Source organism: Brevibacterium sp. H602 (assembly GCF_051172395.1).
In the GTDB taxonomy this organism is placed as follows: Bacteria; Actinomycetota; Actinomycetes; order Actinomycetales; family Brevibacteriaceae; genus Brevibacterium.
This window is the reverse complement of sequence record NZ_JBPIZD010000012.1, coordinates 33,389-55,006: the sequence shown is the minus strand read 5'-3', so window position 1 is coordinate 55,006 and position 21,618 is coordinate 33,389. Positions and strand designations below refer to the sequence as shown.

The window sequence follows — 21,618 nt, the reverse complement described above, 5'->3', positions numbered from 1 at the left end:
GTCAGAAAGGCGCGGCGCTCCCGCGCGAATCGACGTATTCCATACCAGACCAGTCGCTCGAGCTGATCGCCGAACCTTCGAAGCCGAAGGACGACCCCCACGACTCATAGTCGACGTCCTCGCCTGCCTCGAGCTCGAGACCGTACGGCCAAGGGCACATCTCTCGTCGAGGATTCGGCCGAAGCCGACGGCGCGAGATCTGCCAGACGATTCGTCGGATCTCGTGCTCCTCAACACCGAGGAAATCAGCGGCAGCGCCGATCAGTTCAAGCACATACTCGTCCGTGGCTATGGGGTACCACCCCACAATCTGATTGAAATAGCCCTTCACGCGGTAGTCGATATCGAAATGAGGGGAGCCTGCGATCATGAGCAGATTGCGCCATGAGAATCCCGATTTCTGACTGGGGAGCGCTCTCCATGCCTTTGCCACCACATTGGCATGCGGCCCGATACACGGTTCTTCTCCGACGGCGGCGAGCAGCTGCTCAACGGTGTCGATGCCATGATCGGCCATCACTCGTGTGGCACGGTCGACAACCTCGGCCCTGAGCATGGCGCCCGGCTGCACATTGGCAGGCTTGACATTGCAGATCACCTCCCGCGCCCACACCTCGGGCCCGCCGGCCTCTGCGATCGAGTACCGCAGTGATTTCGCCCCATCGGATTCACCGTGCCGTTCGATATAGCGATCGCTGACGTTGTCGACCGCCGTCGGGTGCGAACCCGTCGAATAGAGCGCGTCGAGAATGCACAGAGCGAGACTGCCCGGATAGCTGATTGATCGCGGCTCCCCTCGGTCGTCGAGGAACTCTTCACAGCTCCACGCCAATTCTCTGATGCTGCTGGTCGTGATCTCCATTGTTCTGACCTTCCATCGTGCATCGCACCCTGCGATGCGGCGCCCCTGACTCCGCTGTCGGAGGCATGATGAAACACTATCCGGGGGCACTGACATACCTTGATCGGAGAAGAATAGAACGAATCATTCATATGAAATCGTGAGAGGTGCATTTCTCTGGACGGCGTCGTGCCACGCACCGTCTCACCAGGGGAAACCGCCACCCTCATAAGAGTCCCCCTGCCTTGGCACTCCTGGTGACCTCTGGCAAGGTGGAGCCATGAGCACAGACGAGATCATCATCGACGGCCCCCTGGCACGCGCAACGCGGATCCTCTGCCAGGTCTCAGCCAAGCACGTCGCAGACAAAGCTGAGATCGACAAGTCCGAACTCAAGGACTACGAAAAGGGGCTCGCGGACATCACCGCCGAGCAGGAGCGTCGACTCATCCTCGCCCTCGAGGAGTACGGCGCACGGTTCATTCCCGACGGCAAGGAAGGCGGCTACGGCATCCGCCTGAAATTCAGCCGTGCGAAGGTCCGCGCCATCGAACGCTGGGAAGACGAAGGCGGCACCCCCGGCGCCGACGACGTCTGAGCTCCTCGCCGAAGACAGTTCTCCACCGAGGTCATCTGGACTCAAGCACACTCAGCGATAGTCAGGCGCCTGGGCAATAAAAGGCTGTGGCCTCGAATCCGCGTTGAGCGGATTCGAGGCCACAGTTGCATCCGTTGACTCCGAGGAACCACCTCGGCGCCGAAAATGTCGCCGGCGACGAGCGCCGGGAAACATCAGCAGTGAACGTCAGTTCTTGCCGATGAACTCGAGGTTGTCGACGACACGATTGGAGAAGCCCCACTCGTTGTCATACCAGGCAACGACCTTGACGTGGTTGCCGACGACGCGGGTGAGTGCGGAGTCGAAGATCGACGAAGCCGGTTGACCGACGATATCGGAGGAGACGACAGGTTCGGTCTCATAGTCGAGGATGCCCTTGAGCTCACCCTCGGCGGCTTTCTTGTAAGCGTCGAGCACCTCGTCGCGGGTGACCTCGCGGGACACGGTCGTGTTGATTTCGACGATCGAGCCGACCGGGATCGGCACGCGGATGGCGTCACCCGACAGCTTGCCGTCGAGCTGCGGGAGCACGAGACCGATGGCCTTGGCCGCACCCGTCGAGGTGGGGATCATGTTCTCGGCGGCGGCACGGGCACGGCGGGGATCCTTGTGCGGGCCGTCCTGGACCATCTGATCACCGGTGTAGGCGTGGACAGTGGTCATGAAGCCCTGCTCGATTCCAGCGAGGTCATCGAGGACCTTGGCCAAGGAAGCCAGGGCATTCGTCGTGCAGGAGGCGTTGGAGATGACGGTGTGCTCGGGCTTGTACGCCTCATTGTTCACACCAAAGGCGAGGGTGACGTCGGCACCCTTCGAGGGAGCGGAGACGAGGACCTTCTTCGCGCCGGCGGTGATGTGGGCGCTAGCCTTTTCGGCCTTGGTGAAGCGGCCGGTCGATTCGAGCGCGATGTCGATGTCGAGCTCGCCCCAGGGCAGTTTGGCCGGATCCTTCTCGGCGAGGACCTTGATGGTCTTGCCGTCGATGATGAGGGAGCCCTCGGCGGCCTCGACGTCGTGGTTGAAGCGTCCGAGGGTGGTGTCGAACTTCAGCAGCCGAGCGAGATCGTCGACGGCGCCGAGGTCGTTGATGGCCACGACCTCGAGCTCGCTGCCGCGCTCGATCAGGGCTCGCAGGGTGCTGCGTCCGATGCGACCGAAACCATTGATGGCGATGCGAGTCAATGTCACTCCTTGTAGATGTTGAACACGGGATTCGTCTTGATATCTCCATCATGGGCAACTTTCAGGCATGGCAACAGTGGCCAGAAAGACAATCTACGCTAGATTCTCGCCAGTTGTATTGCCAAAGGTCGAAAGTTTCTAGCCAGCCCCGTGTTCGTGTGATCCGGGTCGCTGAAAGCCGGCGATACAACTGTGGAATTGCCGCTGCAGGACGACGCGAGAAGTCGTCGAGAAGAGGACTCTTCTCAGCCTTGGAAGGAGTGACGGTAGTCGTTCGGGGAGGTCGAGAGGATGCGCTGAAAATGCATCCGCAGATTTGCACCCGTTCCGAGTCCCACCTGGTCAGCGATCTGTTCGATGCCCAGGTCGGAGTTCTCCAAGAGCTCGCGAGCCAGGTCGACCCGAGCTCTGAGCACCCACTGCATGGGTGTGTAGCCGGTGTCTTCGACGAAGCGGCGGGAGAAGGTGCGCACGGAGACTCCGGCGTTGGCGGCGAGATCGTGCAGAGTGATCTTCTCGCCGATGTGCTGAAGCGCCCATTCGCGGGTGTCGGCGAAGTCGTCGCCGAGGGGGTCCGGCACGCTGCGCGGCACGTATTGCGCCTGGCCGGCGCTGCGGTAGGCGGCCGCGACGAGGCGGCGGGCGACCTGGTTGGACAGTCCGACACCGTGATCGCTGCGGATGAGGTGAAGGCACAGATCGATCGCCGAGGCGGCTCCGGCGGAGGTCAGCAGCTGCCCTTCGTCGATGAAGAGGACGTTCTCGTCGACCTTGATCGAGGTGAACCGTCGGGCGAGCTCCTTCGCCGTCGACCAGTGCGTGGTGGCGCGTCGCCCGACGAGCAGTCCCGTGCGTGCGAGGACGAAGGTGCCGGTGGAGATGGCAGCGATCCGCGCGCCGCGTTCGAATGCCGAAAGCAGCGCCCCGATGACCGAGGCCGGCGGTTCTTCTGCCACCGCCGAGGTGGCACCCGGCAGGATGATCGTGTCCGCGGTATCCAGGGCGTGAAGTCCCTGGTCAACAGAATAGTCGAGCCCGTCCGAACCGGTCACCTTTCCTGCGGTGATGCCGCAGACCTCAACCTCATAGGGCCAGACCCCTGCGGGGACGGTCGTCGGACGCGCACCGGGAACGGCGGAAGCCGCCTCGGTGTGAGTGCGATCTGTGGCGGCGTTCGACTCGCGGCCGAAGACCTGGACGGGGACGCCGAGATCCATGGCAGACACCCCGTCCAATGCCAGCACAAGGATGCGGTGCGGGCGGGAACGGGGCGTTCTGCGCGGAAGGGGGCGGGATTCGTCACTCATGATCGCCTCTCAGTCTAGGCAATCGGGACTCGCCCCGAGGCGGACTCAGTGCTCGTGGACCCCGGTGAGCTTGAAGCCCAGACGACCGTGGGCATATGCTCCACCGGCGCGGAGAGCCGAGGCGGTCCAGGCGGTCTCGGCCAGTTCGGTCTCCGTGGCGCCGGCCTTGACGGCGGCATTCGAATGCGCATCGATGCAGTAGGCGCACTGGGTGGTCAGACCGACGGCGTAGGCGATCAGCTCACGGTACTTCAGCGGGATCTCACGACCTTCGGAAGCGAACACGGCGTTGTTGAACTCACCGAAGGCCTTGAGGATGTCTGGAGTGGTCTCTTTGTAGGCCCTGTCGTACTTGCCGTCGGTCTCGCGGTCGAAGAAGTCGGTCATGGTCGTATCTCCTGTGATCGGTGTCATGTTCCGAGCCCCACGCTACCGATCTCGCTCTTCGACCGCACGGGTTTCGTCAAATGATGACGCGCTTGGCCTCAGTACAGCGTGTTCTGCCCGATGAGTGGGACAGTCGGCGCTCCCGGCAGGGGTGGTTCTGCGGGAGCCGGCGCCACGGGGGCATCTTCCGCCGGGGCGGGCAAGGTCTGCGCAGGGACCGATTCGACGGAATTCGCAGCCGCCTGCACCGCATCGGCTGGTGACGCAGCCGCCGGACTCGACTCTGCGGCCAGCGCCTCGGCGCTCTCCGCTTCGGGACTGCCGATACTCGGGGCGGCGGGAGCATCTGCCGGCGGCGCGGCGGGAACAGCTGCGTTCGGCGCTGCGGGCACCACGGGCGCGGTGCCCGGTGCAGCGTTTCGGGGAGCCGCCTCGGTGGGGGCAGGAGAAGTCGGCTCGGACGGAATCGGTGGGACCGCCTCGGCGATGGCCTCGAACATGGCCAAGGTGCCGTGTTGAGCGGCGAGGCTCACCGGCTCGGGATCGCTCGAGAGCTTGATGCCGACGGTCTGGGTGGCGCGGTCGATGTAGAGCATCTGGCCGTGGATGCCGATGCCGATGACGACGTTGCGGTCGGCCGAGGGGATCCAGAACTGGCTGCGGTACATTCCGCCCGGATAGGAACGCCCCGACGGGGATGCGGCGAAGATCTTCGCCGAGTCCTCGGTACCGGTGAAGATGTCGTCGACCCATTCCGCCGAGAGCACCCGTTCTCCGTTTTCGGTGGTGCCTCCTCGGGCGATGATCTCGCCGAAGCGGGCGAGGTCGCGCAGGGTGGCGCTGATGGCACCGTCGGCAATCGATCCGCCCCACCGGTCCTGGCAGACCTGGGCGGCGTGGGCGGCGCCGATCCGCGACCACACGTATTCGCTGGCGACGATGGAGAACGGCTGGCCGGTGACTGCCTCGGCGATCCAGGCGAGCACGTCGGTTTCGCAGCTGCGGTAGACGAAGGCCGAGCCGTGTTCGCGGTCGCTGGTCAGCCCGGTGAGGAAGTTCTTGATCCCCTTCGCCGAGGCGGCCGATCGGGGCGCGAAATCGACCGCTTCGAACAGAGCACGGATCTCCGAATCCTCCTCGAGGTACTCCTCGGAGAACTTGATGCCCGAGCGCATATCGAGCAGGTCCCGGATCGTCGCACCGGCGTAGCCGCTCTCCGCCAGTGCTGGCACATGGGTGGTGACGAGGTCGGTGGTGCGCAGCAGCCCGGCGTCGGCGAGCGCGCCGATGACGGTGGCGACGATGGACTTGCTCACGGAGAAGAGCATGTGTTGGCGGGCCGGTTTCATCGGCCAGGCGTATTCCTCGGCCAACGCCACTCCGTTGCGGGTGACGAGCCAGGCGTCAGTGTGGGTGTTGGCCAGCACGTCGCCGACGGTGGTCCAGTCCTCGTCGGCGGCAGGCCATTTCTCGCGGTCAATGGTCAAGGACCGGAAGTCGTTGTCTTCGGTGACGTATTCGCGCACCGGCCCGATGCCGCGCGGGATGCCGCCGGTCGGGAAGATCTCCTGCATCCGGGTGAGCGCGAAGGCGAAGAACTCGGGCCATTTCCAGGTGTCGAGGTCGATGCTTTCGAGCACCGCTTCCGACGGATCGACGATGGCGTCTTCACTGGCCGAGGTGAGCTCCCCGACGTGAGGAAGGGTGATGTCCAACGCCGAGGCGTCCGCATCGTCATCGGCGTCCCCGGACTGCGCGGTTGCAGGGTCTTTGGAGACCGAGGGCTGCTGGGAGTCCGCGTCCGCGGATCGGCCAGGAGCCGCCTCGGTGGCGGTGTCTGTGGACGTGCTGATGCCCTTGGTATTGCCGGACAGTGCACCGATGCGGCGGTTCGGCGGGGTCACCGGGTGGGGCGGAAACGTCTCGTCTTCGCCTGCCATGTCACCTCCACTGTCTCGACCTGGACTGCGCTGCGCATGCGCGCGGCCGTCCCGATGTGCAGGGAACAGACTACCGGTAGGAGGTGAAACTCCGTAGTTGAGACGGGCCGATTCGGGCGTTGCGGCGTTCTCCACCCCGAGCGTCTGCGCCTCTCAGCTGGTGTGACGGTAATGGTGATTACCTATCAGTTATTCATCTGACAGTTGGTCACAGTGCCGATGCGGCGCGCTCGGCTTCCGACTCACTGGCGCCGCCTCGGCCCGCAACGGCGGTTCGGCGTTTCACGTGTCGACCACAGCCCACATCGTCGTCGATTTCTCACCGGCGACGAGAATGGTGCTGTAGCCGGAGGTCAGCTCATCGTATTGGTCGGCCTTGTGCTCTTCGACGAGTCTGCCGGTATCCGAGTCGTAGAAGCTCGTCTTCTTATTATCAGTGAGCACGACCAGCCCGACGTCGGGCAATACTCCCTCGCCGCCCCACGGAGTCGTCGATCTGTAGTCGCCAGCTTTCCACGCCGTCTTCCCGGTCGCTGCATCGATGGCGACGACGCCTCCGTCGGGACCCGGCGCGAGTACCGCAGCCTTCCCTCGGCTGTCGAAAGGCACTGTTCTGGGAGCCCCCGAGTACAGCACGGTATCGAAAGCCATCTCCGGTGCATCCGCGAACCATCCTTCCGGCGACCCGTCCGAGCCCTGATATTTGACCGCCGAAGCGAACAGCTGCAGCTGCAGACACGCGGCCCGGCCTTCCGGCGTAAAGGTGAAGTCGGTCGAACACATCGGATCGGTCGTGTCCTCCATCGCCGCGGCGTTAGGGCCGGAGTCGGCGGCCAATGTCGCGCTGTCGGTCTCTTTGAGTCCAGCAGGAAGGGTCAGCTCAGCTGCTCTGCTGAACGCCTGGCTCATCGGGTCATCGGGGTCCTCGGCTCCGAAGAGGTAAGTCAGCGTGGTCTCATCGCTTGTCGGAAAGACGTCGAAGTGCTCGACTCCGGAGTCGTCGATCGCTCGAGCTTTGGTGATGGGAACAGTGGCATGGCGCCCGGTGTCCAACGAGATCCGTGTGACCATGGAGTCCTCCCCGGACTTCCATGACATGACTGCGTTCTTGCGGTCCGGCGCGAGGTGAATCAGGGAGCCGCCGAAGGTCCGACCGTCATCATCGATCGACAGCGACGGCCAGGCTTCAACCCCTGTCGATGGGTCAAGGGCGAACAACACCGCATTGCCGGCTTCGGAGGTAGGTGTGCAGCGCCCGTCCATTCGCATGCCGCTGTATTCGAGCAGGAGCAGGTCATCTTCGCCGAGGCGGTTGCCGAGCCCTGTCGACCGGGAGCCGAACGCCATCTGTTCATGACACGCATCGTCGGGGCCGGGAATGTCGAATGACCAGGCTTCCTCGCCGTCTTCCCAGGTGTAGGCAGTGACCGTTCCCGAGTAGTCGTTGACGATCACCAGGTCTCCCGCGGAATAGGCTTCTGAGCCTCCGCCTTCGTCATTGATGTAGGCGTCGATGCTCCACAGCTCTTCTCCGGCGGAATCGATCGCCCGCAGCTTCTCTTCGACCCAGTCGGTGACGAGCGCATGCCCCGCACCATCGTCGACGGTCAGTGTGGCGAAGTAATCGAGCTCGACCGGTTCGGCCAAGGTCGGGGTCGTCGTCGGCGATGGTTTTCCCTCTGGTTCGCCGCCGATGCTGCAGCCGCTCAGCGCCACTAAACCTGCCGCCACAATCGCCGCCCACATCCGCTTCATAATGCGTTTCTCCTGCTCATACCCCGGTGCATAGCTCGATCATATGCGGCGGCATTCACATTGGCACTTCGGGTGTGGTGCTCCTAGAACCGCGCACTCGCCGAAAAACGGGCTGCGTGTCGAGAAACGGGGGTGCACACGCGTTTCTCGACACGCAGCCCGTTTTTCGGCGGAGACTGCGAGAGGCACGACCCCTACACGAGCCCTTGGTCTTCGGCGACGCGGATGGCGCGGGCGCGGGAGTCCACGCCGAGCTTCGTGAACACGTTGACGAGGTGGCTCTTCACCGTCGCCTCGGTGACGAAGAGCTCCTGAGCGATCTGCGCGTTCGACGCCCCTGTGGCCAAGAGTCTGACGACGTCACGCTCACGCCGGGTGAGCTTCGGGCTGGGATTGCGCATCGCGGCGAAGACCTTCGACGAGATCTCCGGAGGCATATAGGTCTCCCCCTTTGCCGCCTTCTCGATCGCCAGCGAGATGTCCCCCGGGTCGATGTCCTTGAGCAGATATCCCGAGGCCCCGGCGTTGATCGCGGCGATGATCTCCGAATCGAGGTCGAAGGTGGTGAGGATGAGCACCGCCGGCGGATTCGGCTTCGCGCGCAGTCGCTTCGTCACCTCGATGCCGTCGATCCCCTCCCCCAGCCGCAGGTCGCAGAGCACGACGTCGGGGTCGAGCTCATCGACGATCGTCAGCGCTTCCTCCCCGCTGCCGGCCTCACCGATCACAGCGATGTGGTCCGGTGCGTCGATGACGGACCGCAGACCCTCCCGCACGACCGGGTGATCGTCGACGAGGATGACTCGGATGCTCATGCGTTCTCTCCTGGATCCGTATTCTCACGTGTGCCATCGCCCTCGCCGAGGCGGCCGGAACCATCCACGCCATGCACATCGGCGGGTACGCCGATTCCCTCGCCGAGGCGGCCCACCGATTCCGTGCCCGTGCCCTGGCCAGAGGTGCTGAGTCCTTCGCCGCGGGTGCGCAGTTGGGATTGGCTGGGCAGGGTCGCGGAGATCGCGAACCCGGAGCCCTGGCTCGATTCGATGACGAGCTCGCCGCCGAGCTCGCGCATCCTCGAGCCGATGAAGTCGAGTCCGAATCCCGAATCCGGGTTCCGTTCTCGATTGTGTGGATCAGCCATTCCGACGCCGTCATCGACGATGTCCATCCTGATCGCCCCGTCGAGATCCATGAGGCTGACCATGACCCTTGTGGCCTGCGAGTGCTGACGAACGTTGGCGAGCGCCGACTGCGCGGTCCGCAGCAACGCCACTTCCACCTCGGCGGACAGGGTCGGCAGGGTCTCGTCGACGTCGAGTCGACCGCGAATCGAACTGTCCTCCTCCAATCGGGTGAGCAGCCGACGGATCGCGGCGGTCAGTGCACCGTCCTCGAGCTCAGCCGGGGCGAGCGCCGCGATGATGCGGCGGACGTCGCGGGAACTCTGCGCGGCGAGGTCCTCGACCTGGGCGAGCGCCTGCCCGGCGTGATCATCGGTGGTGCGCTCCGCCTCGGCGTGGGCGATGAGACGGATCGACGAGATCGACTGCGCGATCGTGTCGTGGATGTCGCGGGAGACACGGGTGCGCTCCTGGATCTCGCCGGCATGCCGCTGAGTCAGGGCGAGTTCGTCCTGGAGGTCGAGCAGATTCTGGTGGGCGAGTTCGAGGGAGCGCAGCAGCTCCTCCCGGCGACGACCTTCACGGAGGAGTTCGATGTAGCCGCGGGAGAGCCCCAGCGCGAAAACGGCACCGATGAGCGAGCCGATGATGCTCGGCGCGAGCACCTGACCATAGTGGGCCAGCGGCGCGACGATGGTCGCAATGTAGGTCAGGGCAGTGAAGACGATGGCGATGCGCAGGGAGAAGAGGTGGCCGGCGAGCAGCCAGAGGAGGAAGGCGACCCAGATGAACTCGGCGGAGACGAGCAGGGTGCACAGCCAGGCGGCGGCGAGGACGATGAGCCACCATTTCGCGAGGACCAGCGCACCGGTGCGGGCGGCTCGGACCGCGCCGAGGGCGTACCAGGCGAGGAACACCACGCTGACGGCGATGGCTGCGAGCATCGGAGCGCCGGCGGTGATCGCGCGGATGCAGGAGATGAGCATGAGGACGATCGCGATGGCGTGCTGACCGAACTCCATCGTGCGTTCCGTCCACTTGCGTGCGCCCACGCTGCCGCCTCTCCGTGCTTCTGACTCGGCCGCCACAGCGCCGAGAGAATGGTCTTCTGGTCTCATGATCCTCCTCGCCAACTCAATCACATCCTGGACTGCGGCGGTATGACATGCGCGGGCCCGGCTGACGAGTTTCGTCGTCGCCCGGGCCTCGCGCCTCTCACTGGCGTGAGTCTGACTCAGTCAGCTGCCTCAGTGCCCGCCGTGGTGCGAACTGGAACTACTGAGAGCGTGGTCATTCTCGGCGAGCAGGTGGGTGGAGTGCTCTTCGCCCGCGACCTCGCCACCTGCAGCCGCACGCTCGTGGAAGTGCGTGATCGCCTTGTTCGGCCACCACATCTTGTCGCCGACGAGTCCGAAGATCGAAGGCACGATGACGGTGCGCACGAGGATCGTATCGACGAACACGCCGACTCCGACGATGAGACCGAGCTGACCGAGCACCATGAGCGGCAGCATGCCCAGAGCCGCGAACACTCCGGCGAGCACGATGCCGGCGCTGGTGATGACGCCGCCGGTGTGGGCGACAGCTTCGATCATTCCCTGGCGTCCGCTGTGGAGGACGGACTCCTTCCTCGCGCGGTGGGCGAGGAAGATCGAGTAGTCGATGCCGAGCGCTACGAGGAAGAGGAACGCCAGGATCGGCACCTGCGAATCGAGCGTGGACTGGCCGAAGATCGTCCGTGACAGGAACGCACCGAGTCCGATCGCCGCCGCCGAGGACGCCACGTTGACGAGCAGCAGAGTGAACGCTGCGATCGGGGCGCGGAGGATGCCGAGCAGGATGATGAAGCTGATCGCCAGGACCATCGGGACGATCGTGAAGAAGTCCGTCCGGTTGCCGTCGCGGGCGTCGAGCTCCGTGGCCGCGGCCCCGCCCGCCTGGGCGTTCGCTCCGTCGATGGCGTGGACATCGGTGCGGATGTCCTTGACGAGGTCGAGTCCCTTCGCACTGTCGGGTTCGTACTCGCCGGTGACCATGATCTTCGTGACGGAAGTGCCGTCGATTGTCGTGTCCTCGATCGCCGAGGCGCGCACGACGCCGTTCATGTCGCTGACCGAGTCAACGACGTCATCGGCATGGTCGGTATCGGCGACGATCCAGATCGGTTGGGATTCCCCGGGCGGGAAGTGGTCGGCGAGGACGTCAAGGCCCTGCGCCGATTCGGACTGGACCCGGAACTTCTCGGTCTGGTCGAGACCGATCGACGATCCGATGAAACCGGTGGCCATGACACCGAGGATGACGATCCCGGCGCCGAGGTGGAGCCCCGGTTTGCGCACCACGCGGGTGGCGATGGTCCGCCAGATCGAGGGCTTCGCCGTACCTCGCGGTGCGGTTCCACCGTCTCGCGCACCTGTCGGTGCGGTTCCATGGTTCGTGGCGGCCGCCTCGGCGGGGGTGAGCTCTTCGTCCGCGGTGTCTTCGCCCTTCGGGATGAAGGGCCAGAACATCGTCTTGCCGGAGATCGCGAGTACGGGCGGCAGGGCGAAGAGGACGGCGGCTGCGGAGATGAGCAGGCCGACGGCCGCGGTGATGCCCAGGCCGCGGGTGCCGGGGATGATCGCGAAGACGAGGCTGAGCAGGGACAGCACGACGGTGAGGTTCGAGGCGAGGATCGTCGACGCGGTATGCGTCCAGGCTTCGGCGAGCGCGACCCGGTGGTCGGTGAAGCGGCGCAGCTCCTCGCGGTAGCGGGAGATGAACAGCAGCGCGTAGTTCGCGCCGGCTCCGAAGACGAGGACGCTGATGATGCCCGCATCGAACTGCAGGTCGAGCCAGTCGCCGACGGCCGCGGTCACGGTCGAGGCGAGTCCGTCGGCGGTGCCGATGACGATGAGCGGCAGCAGCCACAGGATCGGTGAACGGTAGGTGATGATGAGCAGCAGGGCGACGATGACGATGGTGACGATGAGCAGGGTGAAGTCTGCGCCGTTGAACGCCGAGGCGATGTCGGCGCCGATAGCGGGACCACCTGTGACCAGCAGAGAAATGCCGTCGTCGGTGAGCGACTGGGCGGTCTGGTCATCGGCGATGGCGGTGCGCAGGTCGTCGACGGTCTCGGCGGTGTCCGAGTTCGTCAGGCCCACGGTGATGGGCACCATGAGCAGCGCGGCCTGTTTGTCATCGCTGAGGATCGGCCCGGTCACGGTCTCGGTGGATTCGTCGCCGACGGAATCGCCGAGCGAGCCGCCGAGCTCCTTCAGCTGCGCCTGGTCGTCGGAGGAGAGTTCGGCTCCGTCCTCGTTCGACGCCACGACCATGACGGACTGCTTGTCCGCCTCGGGGAACTTGTCGAGAATCTTCTGTGCTTGAGTGGATTCGGAGTCGGCCGGAGCGGTTTCCGTGGATCGGTCCTCTCCTGCTCCGGACAGGAGTCCGAAGAGCAGAGCGACGAGGACGACGATCCCGCCGAGGACGAGCCACGAACCGCGCTTCGATGTCAGCGTATGTGCGGTTTTCGCCAGTGGTGAGTTCATGACTCCAGTCCATCAATCTATGGAGCCATGCACATCGCCTGTGAGTTCGGATTCGGTCTGCAACTTTCGATGGAGAAAACCCGCTGACCTGGGCTGATACTTCTGCCGAGGATGGGGAGTCTGCGACTCAGGCGAGCTCGGCTCCCGCTTTCTCGACCTCTTTGAGGGCGGCCGCACTCGATTCTTCCCCGACTCCGGCGACGAGGTCGGTGAGCACGCGGACGCTCAGCCCCGCGCTCAGCGCGTCGAGGGTGGAGGCGCGTACGCAATGGTCGGTGGCGATGCCGACGGCGTCCACCTCGGTGATGGTGAGATCTTTCAGAAGCTCGCCGAGGCGGCTCCCCGTGTCCGTGATCCCCTGAAAAGCCGAATAGTCGGGTTTGCCATGGCCCTTGCGCACCTCGTGGGTGATGGCCGAGGTGTCGAGCAGCGGGTCGAATTCGGCGCCAGTCGTGCCGGCGACGCAGTGGACGGGCCAGCTGTCGACGTAGTCCGGGGTGTCGCTGAAGTGGCCGCCGTTGTCGTTGTCGGCATCGTGCCAGTCGCGGGAGGCGATGACGGCGTCATAGTCGCCGGCATGCGCGGCGAGATGGGCGGTGATACCTTCGGCGACGGCGTCGCCGCCGGTCACGCCGAGCGCGCCGCCTTCGGTGAAATCATTCTGGACATCGACGATGAGGAGTGCCTTGGCCATGCCTCGAGCATAGGCGCTTCCCGGCCGATTTCCAGGGGTGCGGCGGATTCAGACCCAGTCTCGGGCTTCGAAGATGTGGTGGTAGATGCCGCGGACCACGGCCTGCTTGCGGGCGTTATAGCCCATGACCGTTTCCCCGACCGCGTTCGATTCCTCGGCCGCGGTGCGTTTCGCCGTCTCGTAGGTCCCGCGTTCGTCCTCATGCTCCCGCAGCCAATCTCGGAACAGCCGCATCCGCGCCACTTCCGCGCACCGGGGTCCGAAGACATGGAGATTGCAGTCCAGCTGCCCGGGTTCCGGATCGAGTCGTTTGAGCATCCGGTGCTCGTACCAGGCGGGTTCACGGATGGTGAGAACGAATCCTGCCTCGGCGAGCGCGGGGACATAGTCATCTTCGGCGGTGGGATCGTCGACGACGAGGGCGATGTCGATGATCGGCTTCGCCGGCAATCCCGGCACCGAGGTGGACCCGACGTGGTCGATGCCGACGAACGCACCGCTCGGGCTCAGGGCCAGACGGATCTGGTGGGCCGCCTCGGCGAAATCGTCGGCCCAGGCGGGGTCGTGGTCAACGATGGCGATCACGGACGGCGGTGTAGTCGGTCGCGTCCAGAGATCGGGATCCTTGACGTCGTTGAAGGTGATGATGTCAGCGATCGCGGCTGACATCGGATCGGCGGACACACCGCCCGGGGCCTCCTGTTCAGAGGAGTCACCAACGGACGGGTACGTCATGCCTCAGGCCTGCTTGAGGACGCGCTTCTCGGCCTTCTTCGCTGCCTTCTTCGCGGCCTTCTCGATGGCCTTGGCGTTGTCACTGTCCCCGGCGATGAGGAGCAGTCCGCCGAGGGCCGCGAGGTTCTTCGAGAACTGGGTCTGGTGGGCCTTCGCGTCGCCGCCCTCCATCTCCCAGAAGGAGTGTCCGGCCAGCGTGGTCGGGATGAGGGACCCGGCGAGCGCCAATGCCGAGAGTCGCGGCTTGATGCCGAGCAGGAGGGTGGCACCGGCGAGGATCTGCACGCCGCCGTTGATGCGCACGAGCAACTCATTGTCGTCGGGAAGTCCAGGCACGTATTCGCGGATGGAGTCCAGGGTCGATTCGGCCATCGCCGCCTTGCCCGCGGGATCCTTCACAGCCGAGAGTCCGCCGGTGATGAAGATCGGTGCGGTGAGCATGCGTCCTGCCGTCTGCAGCAATGATGGGCCAAAAATCACAAGAGACTCCTTAGGTCGATGGGGTTTTGAGCCTAACGGAGGCCGGGGCCGGGCCTCAATTTCGAGGCCGGCCCCGGCGTCATATTTCGATGGTGATCAGGCGGTCTGCCGGGGATCAGGTGCGGCGGGGGTAGCCTTCTTGATCCCCAGCTCCGGCTGCTTCCGGAACTGCCCCGTCAGAACGAGTGCGGCGGTGACGACAGCGGAGACGATCCAGCCTGCGACTCCGAGGAACGCGACAAGCGCCGGATCCGGAGTCGGCGCACCTGCATCGACGAACAGGCCCAACAACATGGCCCCGCAGCCGTTGAGTGCGGCATGGGCGAATACGGCCGGCCACACGGATCCAGTGCGCAGGCGCAGCCAACCGAAGAGGACGCCGACCATGATGCAGCCGCCAACCATGAAACCCACACCGGCGATGTCGGGGCGGCCGAAGTTGTAGCCGAGCAGGATCAGCGGTGAGTGCCACAGCCCCCAGACGACGCCGATGATGAGCAGTGCAGGCCAGGTGCCCAGGGGACGCAGACTGGTGAGCAGCCATCCTCGCCAGCCGAATTCCTCGCCGATCGTGACACCGACATTGGCCACCGAGCTGACGAACATGAGCAGCAGGTAGATGGCGATGGCGGCGGCAGTCGGCAATGAGTCCGTGCCGGGAATCGACTCCAGCTGCGCCGTGAACCCGGACAACCCGTCGAGGTCGAGGGCGAGCCATCCGAAGGCTGCGCTGACCAGATAGCCGAGGACGACGAGAACCATGATGCCGAAGAAGGCCGCGACGGTCACCCCGATGACTCGACCGAAGGGACGCAACGGCCAGAAGCCGAAGTAGCGCGGAGCGCTGGCCAGGACCTCTCCCCTGGCACGGGCGCGGCGGCGATGGATAATGGAGGCGATGATGCTCGCGATGAGCGGAGTGAACATCATGGCGCTGCCGCAGGCCAGAAGCAGAACGGGATCGCCGATCCCCTTCTCGGAGAACCACAGCGGCAGGCAGGCCAGCCGCGCGAGACCGAAGGCAATGACAGCGAAGATTCCGATCTCTAGCCACGGGACCCTGGCGGGTACGACGGCGAGTGGTCGCCCTTTCGCATCGACCCCCTCGGCGGGGGTGTGCGATCCATCCATCGCCGAGGCAGTCGGACCGGACATGGAATACGTCGTTCCGGGCGGGTGGGGTTGGATGGCGGGCTGAGGTGATGGCTCGGCCGGTCCGGTCGCCTCGGCAAATCCGGATTGACTGTGCGTCTGCGTGTTCACGGTTCCTCCTCGTTCCTGCACTGTGCCCACCGGTTCGGCGGTTGTCCGTGCCTGTGATTCCACGCTATGACTCGCCGTCGTCGGGCACCTCCGCCGTGCGGATGAAATCGCGCTCAGCCGCACGGGCGAGGATTTTCGGAAGGAGAGTCCGGGCCGGCGAGACGCGCAGCTGCCGATCGGTTCCGAAGAGGGGATTCGGCGATACGATGTCGAACGGAAACGGAATCAACGACGATTCGAATGAAGGAACATCACCATGTCCGATCTCGCCTCGAATGCCCACCATCCCGCGGGCACTCACACCTCCGCCGGCAATCGTGCCGGTGGCCATCTCTCCGACTCCGACCATCTGGCGGTCCTCGGCTACGGCGACTCGTTCGAGCGATCGATGAGCCCTTGGGCGAACTTCGCCCTCGGCTTCACCTACCTCTCTCCGCTCGTCGGCGTCTACTCGCTGCTGGCCGTGGCGCTCTCAACAGGAGGTCCGCCGTCGATCTGGTGGATCGTCATCGTCGCCTGCGGGCAGCTGCTCGTCGCCCTTGTCTTCGGCGAGGTCGTCTCCCAGTTCCCCATCGCCGGCGGGATCTACCCCTGGGCCAGACGACTGTGGAGCAAGCGGTATGCGTGGATGGCCGCCTGGGTCTACATCTGCGCCCTCATCGTCACGATCACCTCGGTGTCGGAGTTCGGGGCCGGATTCCTCGCGAGCCTCTTCGGTTTCGCTCTCAGCCGCAACACCACCCTCGTCCTCGCGCTGGCCCTGCTCGTGCTGGCGCTGGCGATCAACTTCTCCGGCACGAAGTGGTTGGCGCGCATCGCCCGCATCGGACTCTTCGCCGAACTCATCGGCGTCATCGGACTCGGCCTGTTCCTGCTCATCTTCGAACGCAAGCACAGCTTCACCGTCTTCTTCGACACCATGGGCACCGCCGGCGACGGCAGCTACCTGCCCGTCTTCATGGGAGCTGCAGTCGCCGGGCTCTTCCTCTTCTACGGATTCGAAGCCTGCGGTGACGTCGCTGAGGAGGTCTCGAACCCCGCCCGCGGCATCCCGAAGGCGATGCTCATGACGATCTTCGTCGGAGCGGTCTCGGCCCTGTTCTCCTTCGGCGGCTATGTGCTCGCGGCACCGAATCTCGAGGAGATCGTCGCCGGTGAGGTCGCCGACCCGATTCCCGCGATCCTCGAGGGCAGCCTCGGTGCGGTGGGGGCGAAGATCTTCCTCGTCGTCGCTGTCCTCGCGTTCATCTCCTGCGTCCTCAGTCTGCAGGCCGCCGCATCGAGGCTGATCTTCAGCTTCGCGCGCGACGGCATGATGCCCGGGCACCGCTGGCTGTCGAAGGTCACCGACGGGACGAAGATCCCGCACAATGCCCTCATTGTCGCGTGCACGGCACCCGCGCTGATCTGCGTGCTCATCTGGTTCAACGACGGGATCCTCGTGGCCGTGACCTCGTTCGCGATCCTCGGCATCTACCTCGCCTTCCAGATGGTCGTCCTCGGGGCGCTGCGGCAGCGGCTGCGCGGGTGGAAGCCGGCGGGGCCGTGGTCGCTGGGCGGTTGGGGCATCATCGTCAACTTCGCCGCACTGGCCTACGGCATCTTCGCGATGATCCTGCTCTCCCTACCCGGTGACTCCGGGTCGTTCTTCACCGACTGGATCGTGCTCATCGGCCTCGTCGTGGTGTTGGCGGTCGGGTTCATCTACCTGTTCACGGCACGTCCCGACCGGAAGTCCGATGCCCCGGAGGACGACGCCATCGCCGTCGCCGAGGCGATCCGGGCACACCGCGCGAAGCAGTAACTCGCGCGGGCAGGGCGCGGCCCCGGATCAGACCCCGAATTCGGGGGCGAAGGCCAGGGCGCCCGCGGGCACTTCGCCTGACAGCGGCATCGCCATGAGCGCCTCATCGGGGACGTCTACGTGCAGAGTGATGCCGAAGCCTGAAGCAGGGGTGAATCCGAAGCGCGGGTAGTACTCGGCGTGACCGAGGACGACGGCGAATGCCTCGCCACGGCGGGCCGCCTCGGCGAGAAGCGCCTCGATAACGGCGGTGCCGACGCCGGTGCGCTGGTGCTCGGGCCACACGGAACAGGGCGCAAGGCAGACCCCAGGCACCTCACCGACGAAGCAGCGGGAGAGCATGGCGTGGGCGATGACCTCACCGTCGAGGACGCCGACGAACGACAGACCTTCGATCCCGTTGCCAGAGGCACGGAGAGCATCGACGAGCTCGGCTTCGTCCACCTGGCCGAAAGCAGCCGCAGTCAGCGCATGGATCGCGTCGATATCGCCGGAAGCCTCTGGGCGGACGGTGAACTGAGGTGCGCGAGGATTCGTCACCGTCTCACGATAGCAATCGGCGGGGCCGCCTCGGCGAGATTCGAGCGCTTCACACACCGCACTCACATAAAAATACATTCCTATGCATAACAATTCGACATTCGGCAGAGACTCACGTTACGCTGGTGACATGTCGAAAGTACTGTCTTCGCTCCCAGTCGGTGAGCACGTTGGAATCGCCTTCTCCGGCGGACTGGACACCTCCTGCGCGGTCGCGTGGATGCGCCACAAGGGCGCCATCCCGTGCACGTACACGGCCGACATCGGCCAGTACGACGAGCCCGACCTGGAGTCGGTGACCGATCGCGCGAAGGAATACGGTGCCGAGATCGCCCGCTTCGTCGACGCCAAGCGTCTCCTCGTCGAAGAGGGCTTCGTCGCACTGCAGTGCGGTGCGTTCAACGTCCGCTCCGGTGGCAAGACCTACTTCAACACCACTCCCCTCGGCCGCGCCGTCACCGGCACCATGTTGGTCCGCGCCATGAAGGAAGACGGCGTCGACATCTGGGGCGACGGCTCGACCTACAAGGGCAACGACATCGAGCGCTTCTACCGCTACGGCCTCATGGCCAACCCGAAGCTGCGCATCTACAAGCCCTGGCTCGACTCAGAGTTCGTCGATGAGCTCGGCGGCCGGCAGGAGATGAGCGAATGGCTCGTCGAACACGGCTACCCCTACCGCGATTCGGCCGAGAAGGCCTACTCGACGGATGCGAACATCTGGGGCGCCACGCATGAGGCGAAGACCCTGGAGTTCCTCGACGCCGGACTCGACATCGTCGAACCGATCATGGGCGTCGCCGCCTGGCGCGATGACGTCGAGGTCAAGTCGGAAGAGGTCTCTGTCCGCTTCGAGGCCGGCCGTCCCGTCGCCATCAACGGCGAAGTCTTCGACGATCCCGTTGCCCTGGTCTTCAAGGCCAACGAGATCGGCGGCCGCCACGGACTCGGAGTCTCCGACCAGATCGAGAATCGCATCATCGAGGCGAAGTCCCGTGGCATCTACGAGGCTCCGGGCATGGCGCTGCTGCACGTGACCTACGAACGCCTGCTCAACGCCATCCACAACGAGGACACCATCGCCCTCTACCACGAAGAGGGCCGTCGCCTCGGCCGCCGGATGTACGAGGGACGCTGGCTCGACCCGCAGTCGCTCATGCTGCGCGAGTCCATGCAGCGGTGGGTCGCCTCGGCGATCACCGGCGAGGTCACCCTGCGCCTGCGCCGCGGCGACGACTACACGATCATCAACACCGAGGGCCCGAACCTGTCCTACCATCCGGAGAAGCTGTCGATGGAGCGCGTCGGTGACTCCGCGTTCGGACCCGAGGATCGCATCGGCCAGATGACCATGCGCAATCTCGACATCGCCGATTCGCGTGCCCGCCTTGAGCAGTACGCAGCCATGGGCATCGTGTCCGGGCCGACCTCGGAGCTCGTGGGCTCGCTGGAGGCCGGCGGCGCCGAAGAGATCGCGAACTCCAACGCCGAAGTGGACGAGGCCAGCGACCTCGCCAACCTCTCCTCGGCCTTCGACGCCGGCACGGACTGAGGTCCTGACCGGACGCAGGATTCGGCACGGACTGAGATCAGCCCGAACCGAAGGCCCCCAGAACTTCCGGAGACACTGCGCAGCATGAGACTCGCGGCCTCCGGTTGAGAACAGAGAACAGCCGGCGGGCACACTCCCCGATCATCGCGATCGACGGAGTGCGCCTGCCGGCAGTTTCGCGTTCACCGCTAACCGCCGTGCGCGCACCCGCAGGTGGCGGTGCCGTGGAAAGATTCGTTCCATGACTTCCGATTCCCGGTACCAGGCCCACACAATCGCCGAGGTGGTCGACCGAGATCTGCGCGCCCGTGGCAGCAGCGAACGCGCCCAGAAGGAGAAGGCCTACCTCAAGAGCGAACTCCTCCATTACGGGGTGAGCGTGCCCGATACACGTGCCGTCGTTCGCACCGCTCTGCGCACAGCGAAGCTCAACCACGATGAGGTCATCGAACTTGCCCGAACCCTCTGGGCCCCGCCGACGTCGTCGGACGACTCAGCCGGCAGTGCCGAACCAACGGACACAGGCCGCGCCGAACCAATGGTCACAGGCGCCGGGCCAGCAGGGCACCCCACTCCCGTCCACGAACGACGCGCCGCGGCCACGATGGTTCTCATCCAGTCGAAAGACCGACTCAGCGGCGGAGATGCGGATTTCATCGAGGGCCTGCTCCGCGAGGCGAAGACCTGGGCGCTCATCGACCCTCTGGCCGGTGATCTTGTCGGCCCTCTGAGCGAACGGGATGCCGCTTTCGACCCCGTCCTGGAGCGCTGGGCGAGCGATGAGGATTTCTGGATTCGCCGCTCAGCCCTGTTGGCACACCTGGTCCCGCTGCGGCACGGCCGCGGCGACTTCGACAGGTTCACCCGATTCGCCGATGCGATGCTCGAGGGGAAGGAATTCTTCATCCGCAAGGCCATCGGCTGGGTTCTGCGCGATACCTCGCGCAAACGCCCCGACCTCGTCTTCGACTGGATCCTCCCGCGCGCCCACCGTGCCTCAGGGGTGACGATCCGGGAGGCCGTCAAACGCCTGTCGACGGAACAGCGTGAGGCCGTTCTCGCCGCCAGATGATTCGACGCCCGGCCGCAGGTGAGCCAAGTCCCAGCTATCTGACTCCGCCCCTGCGGACCGGCGGGTGGCCGGGCAGTTGGCGTGCTGCGTCCTCGGGGTTGCCGGTCAGCTCGACGACTCCGCGATCGAGCGCGGCCTGGGCCAGCTGCGGATACCCCGCCGCCGAGGTGACCCGAGCGATCGCCTCGACTGCCGACCTCGCGGACTGCCGACCGGTCCCTGCGAACCAGATCCACCGGCCGTCGACCGACCTGGGAATCGGGTCGAGCGCCAGCGTGAAACGTCTGCGTCCGCGCCTGGCATCCTCGGCCGAGCAGGCGACGAAGTGGACACCGTTCTTCGTCCACCACGACGCTCGCAGGGTCGACTGCGCGATCTGTCCCTGGAGTCCGACCTCTTTGAGATATCTGTTCGCGCCGGCGACCCCGGCAACGCTGCCGGGCGTGATCTGCCCATAGGGAATGGCGTAGGGACGAATCCCCGGAGCTACGGAGCCGACAAGGATCCCGCGCTCGCAGACGATGAGCCGCTCACCCGAGAGATAGAGAAGGATCAGGCCGAACATCACCGCGAAGATGATACCCGGAGCAACCGCCAGCAGCGGCGTCTCCCCCGGATTGATGAATGTCAGAGCTGTGAAGAGCACCCACCCAAGGACTAACCCCGACACCGTCTTCGGTCCTGGGCGGTCGGCGAACACCTCGATGACCTCACCGAGCTCTTCACTATGGCGACGGGCTTTCCGCATCTCAGCACCCAACAGAACCCCAACCTTCGAATCGACGCC

At 65.1% G+C, this 21,618-nt stretch carries 19 protein-coding genes; 4 read left to right on the top strand and 15 right to left on the bottom strand.

Annotated elements, in window-relative coordinates:
• Position 1: 1 nt before the first annotated feature.
• Positions 2-862, bottom strand: coding sequence for a hypothetical protein (locus ACSBQT_RS10625; protein WP_435001703.1), 861 nt, complete (start codon positions 860-862; stop codon positions 2-4).
• A 259-nt stretch (positions 863-1,121) separates the two neighbouring features.
• Between ACSBQT_RS10625 and ACSBQT_RS10620 the strand changes: the two genes are divergently transcribed.
• Entirely contained in the window at positions 1,122-1,439 is a 318-nt protein-coding gene (locus tag ACSBQT_RS10620) for an XRE family transcriptional regulator (protein WP_410708845.1), read from the top strand.
• Between the two features lie 207 nt (positions 1,440-1,646).
• On the opposite strand, the gene gap is transcribed toward ACSBQT_RS10620, so the two are convergent.
• The 12 genes from gap to ACSBQT_RS10560 form a co-directional block, all read right to left on the bottom strand.
• Complete coding sequence (gene gap, locus ACSBQT_RS10615; RefSeq protein WP_435001702.1) at positions 1,647-2,642, bottom strand: type I glyceraldehyde-3-phosphate dehydrogenase; 996 nt, start codon at positions 2,640-2,642, stop codon at positions 1,647-1,649.
• Positions 2,643-2,887: 245 nt separating this feature from the next.
• Positions 2,888-3,949, bottom strand: coding sequence for a GlxA family transcriptional regulator (locus ACSBQT_RS10610; RefSeq protein ID WP_410708847.1), 1,062 nt, complete (start codon positions 3,947-3,949; stop codon positions 2,888-2,890).
• 45 nt (positions 3,950-3,994) lie between these two features.
• A complete protein-coding gene (locus ACSBQT_RS10605) occupies positions 3,995-4,336 on the bottom strand; it encodes a carboxymuconolactone decarboxylase family protein (RefSeq protein WP_025777624.1) in 342 nt (113 codons plus the stop codon).
• A gap of 98 nt (positions 4,337-4,434) precedes the next feature.
• Entirely contained in the window at positions 4,435-6,276 is a 1,842-nt protein-coding gene (locus tag ACSBQT_RS10600; RefSeq protein ID WP_410708848.1) for a serine hydrolase domain-containing protein, read from the bottom strand.
• Positions 6,277-6,558: 282 nt separating this feature from the next.
• Positions 6,559-8,031: a PQQ-binding-like beta-propeller repeat protein gene (locus ACSBQT_RS10595; RefSeq protein ID WP_410708849.1), complete on the bottom strand. Its 1,473-nt coding sequence runs from the start codon at positions 8,029-8,031 to the stop codon at positions 6,559-6,561.
• Positions 8,032-8,225: 194 nt separating this feature from the next.
• Positions 8,226-8,846 (bottom strand): response regulator, encoded by a 621-nt coding sequence (locus ACSBQT_RS10590; RefSeq protein ID WP_410708851.1) that lies wholly within the window; start codon positions 8,844-8,846, stop codon positions 8,226-8,228.
• Positions 8,843-10,273, bottom strand: coding sequence for a histidine kinase (locus ACSBQT_RS10585; protein WP_435001701.1), 1,431 nt, complete (start codon positions 10,271-10,273; stop codon positions 8,843-8,845). The genes ACSBQT_RS10590 and ACSBQT_RS10585 overlap by 4 nt, the downstream gene beginning before the upstream one ends.
• A 129-nt stretch (positions 10,274-10,402) precedes the next feature.
• Positions 10,403-12,691 (bottom strand): MMPL family transporter, encoded by a 2,289-nt coding sequence (locus ACSBQT_RS10580; protein WP_410708853.1) that lies wholly within the window; start codon positions 12,689-12,691, stop codon positions 10,403-10,405.
• Positions 12,692-12,818: 127 nt separating this feature from the next.
• Positions 12,819-13,385, bottom strand: coding sequence for an isochorismatase family protein (locus ACSBQT_RS10575; RefSeq protein WP_410708854.1), 567 nt, complete (start codon positions 13,383-13,385; stop codon positions 12,819-12,821).
• 48 nt (positions 13,386-13,433) lie between these two features.
• Positions 13,434-14,120: a GrpB family protein gene (locus tag ACSBQT_RS10570; protein ID WP_410708855.1), complete on the bottom strand. Its 687-nt coding sequence runs from the start codon at positions 14,118-14,120 to the stop codon at positions 13,434-13,436.
• Positions 14,121-14,123: 3 nt separating this feature from the next.
• Entirely contained in the window at positions 14,124-14,600 is a 477-nt protein-coding gene (locus ACSBQT_RS10565; protein ID WP_410708856.1) for a DoxX family protein, read from the bottom strand.
• Between the two features lie 96 nt (positions 14,601-14,696).
• Entirely contained in the window at positions 14,697-15,863 is a 1,167-nt protein-coding gene (locus tag ACSBQT_RS10560; protein WP_435001700.1) for a CPBP family intramembrane glutamic endopeptidase, read from the bottom strand.
• A 256-nt stretch (positions 15,864-16,119) separates the two neighbouring features.
• Here ACSBQT_RS10560 and ACSBQT_RS10555 point away from each other — a divergent pair, with 256 nt between their 5' ends.
• A complete protein-coding gene (locus ACSBQT_RS10555) occupies positions 16,120-17,667 on the top strand; it encodes an APC family permease (protein ID WP_435001699.1) in 1,548 nt (515 codons plus the stop codon).
• Between the two features lie 27 nt (positions 17,668-17,694).
• Here the strand turns inward: ACSBQT_RS10555 and ACSBQT_RS10550 are convergent, their stop codons facing one another.
• Entirely contained in the window at positions 17,695-18,207 is a 513-nt protein-coding gene (locus ACSBQT_RS10550; RefSeq protein WP_410708859.1) for a GNAT family N-acetyltransferase, read from the bottom strand.
• Positions 18,208-18,337: 130 nt separating this feature from the next.
• On the opposite strand from ACSBQT_RS10550, the gene argG reads away from it, so the two are divergent.
• Together argG and ACSBQT_RS10540 are read left to right on the top strand one after the other, a co-directional pair.
• Complete coding sequence (gene argG, locus ACSBQT_RS10545; RefSeq protein WP_410708860.1) at positions 18,338-19,759, top strand: argininosuccinate synthase; 1,422 nt, start codon at positions 18,338-18,340, stop codon at positions 19,757-19,759.
• Between the two features lie 241 nt (positions 19,760-20,000).
• The gene (locus ACSBQT_RS10540; RefSeq protein WP_435001698.1) at positions 20,001-20,831 is read left to right on the top strand and encodes a DNA alkylation repair protein; all 831 of its coding nucleotides are present in this window, start codon (positions 20,001-20,003) and stop codon (positions 20,829-20,831) included.
• Between the two features lie 34 nt (positions 20,832-20,865).
• Here the strand turns inward: ACSBQT_RS10540 and ACSBQT_RS10535 are convergent, their stop codons facing one another.
• The gene (locus ACSBQT_RS10535) at positions 20,866-21,579 is read right to left on the bottom strand and encodes a hypothetical protein (protein ID WP_435001697.1); all 714 of its coding nucleotides are present in this window, start codon (positions 21,577-21,579) and stop codon (positions 20,866-20,868) included.
• Between the last annotated feature and the right edge of the window lie 39 nt (positions 21,580-21,618).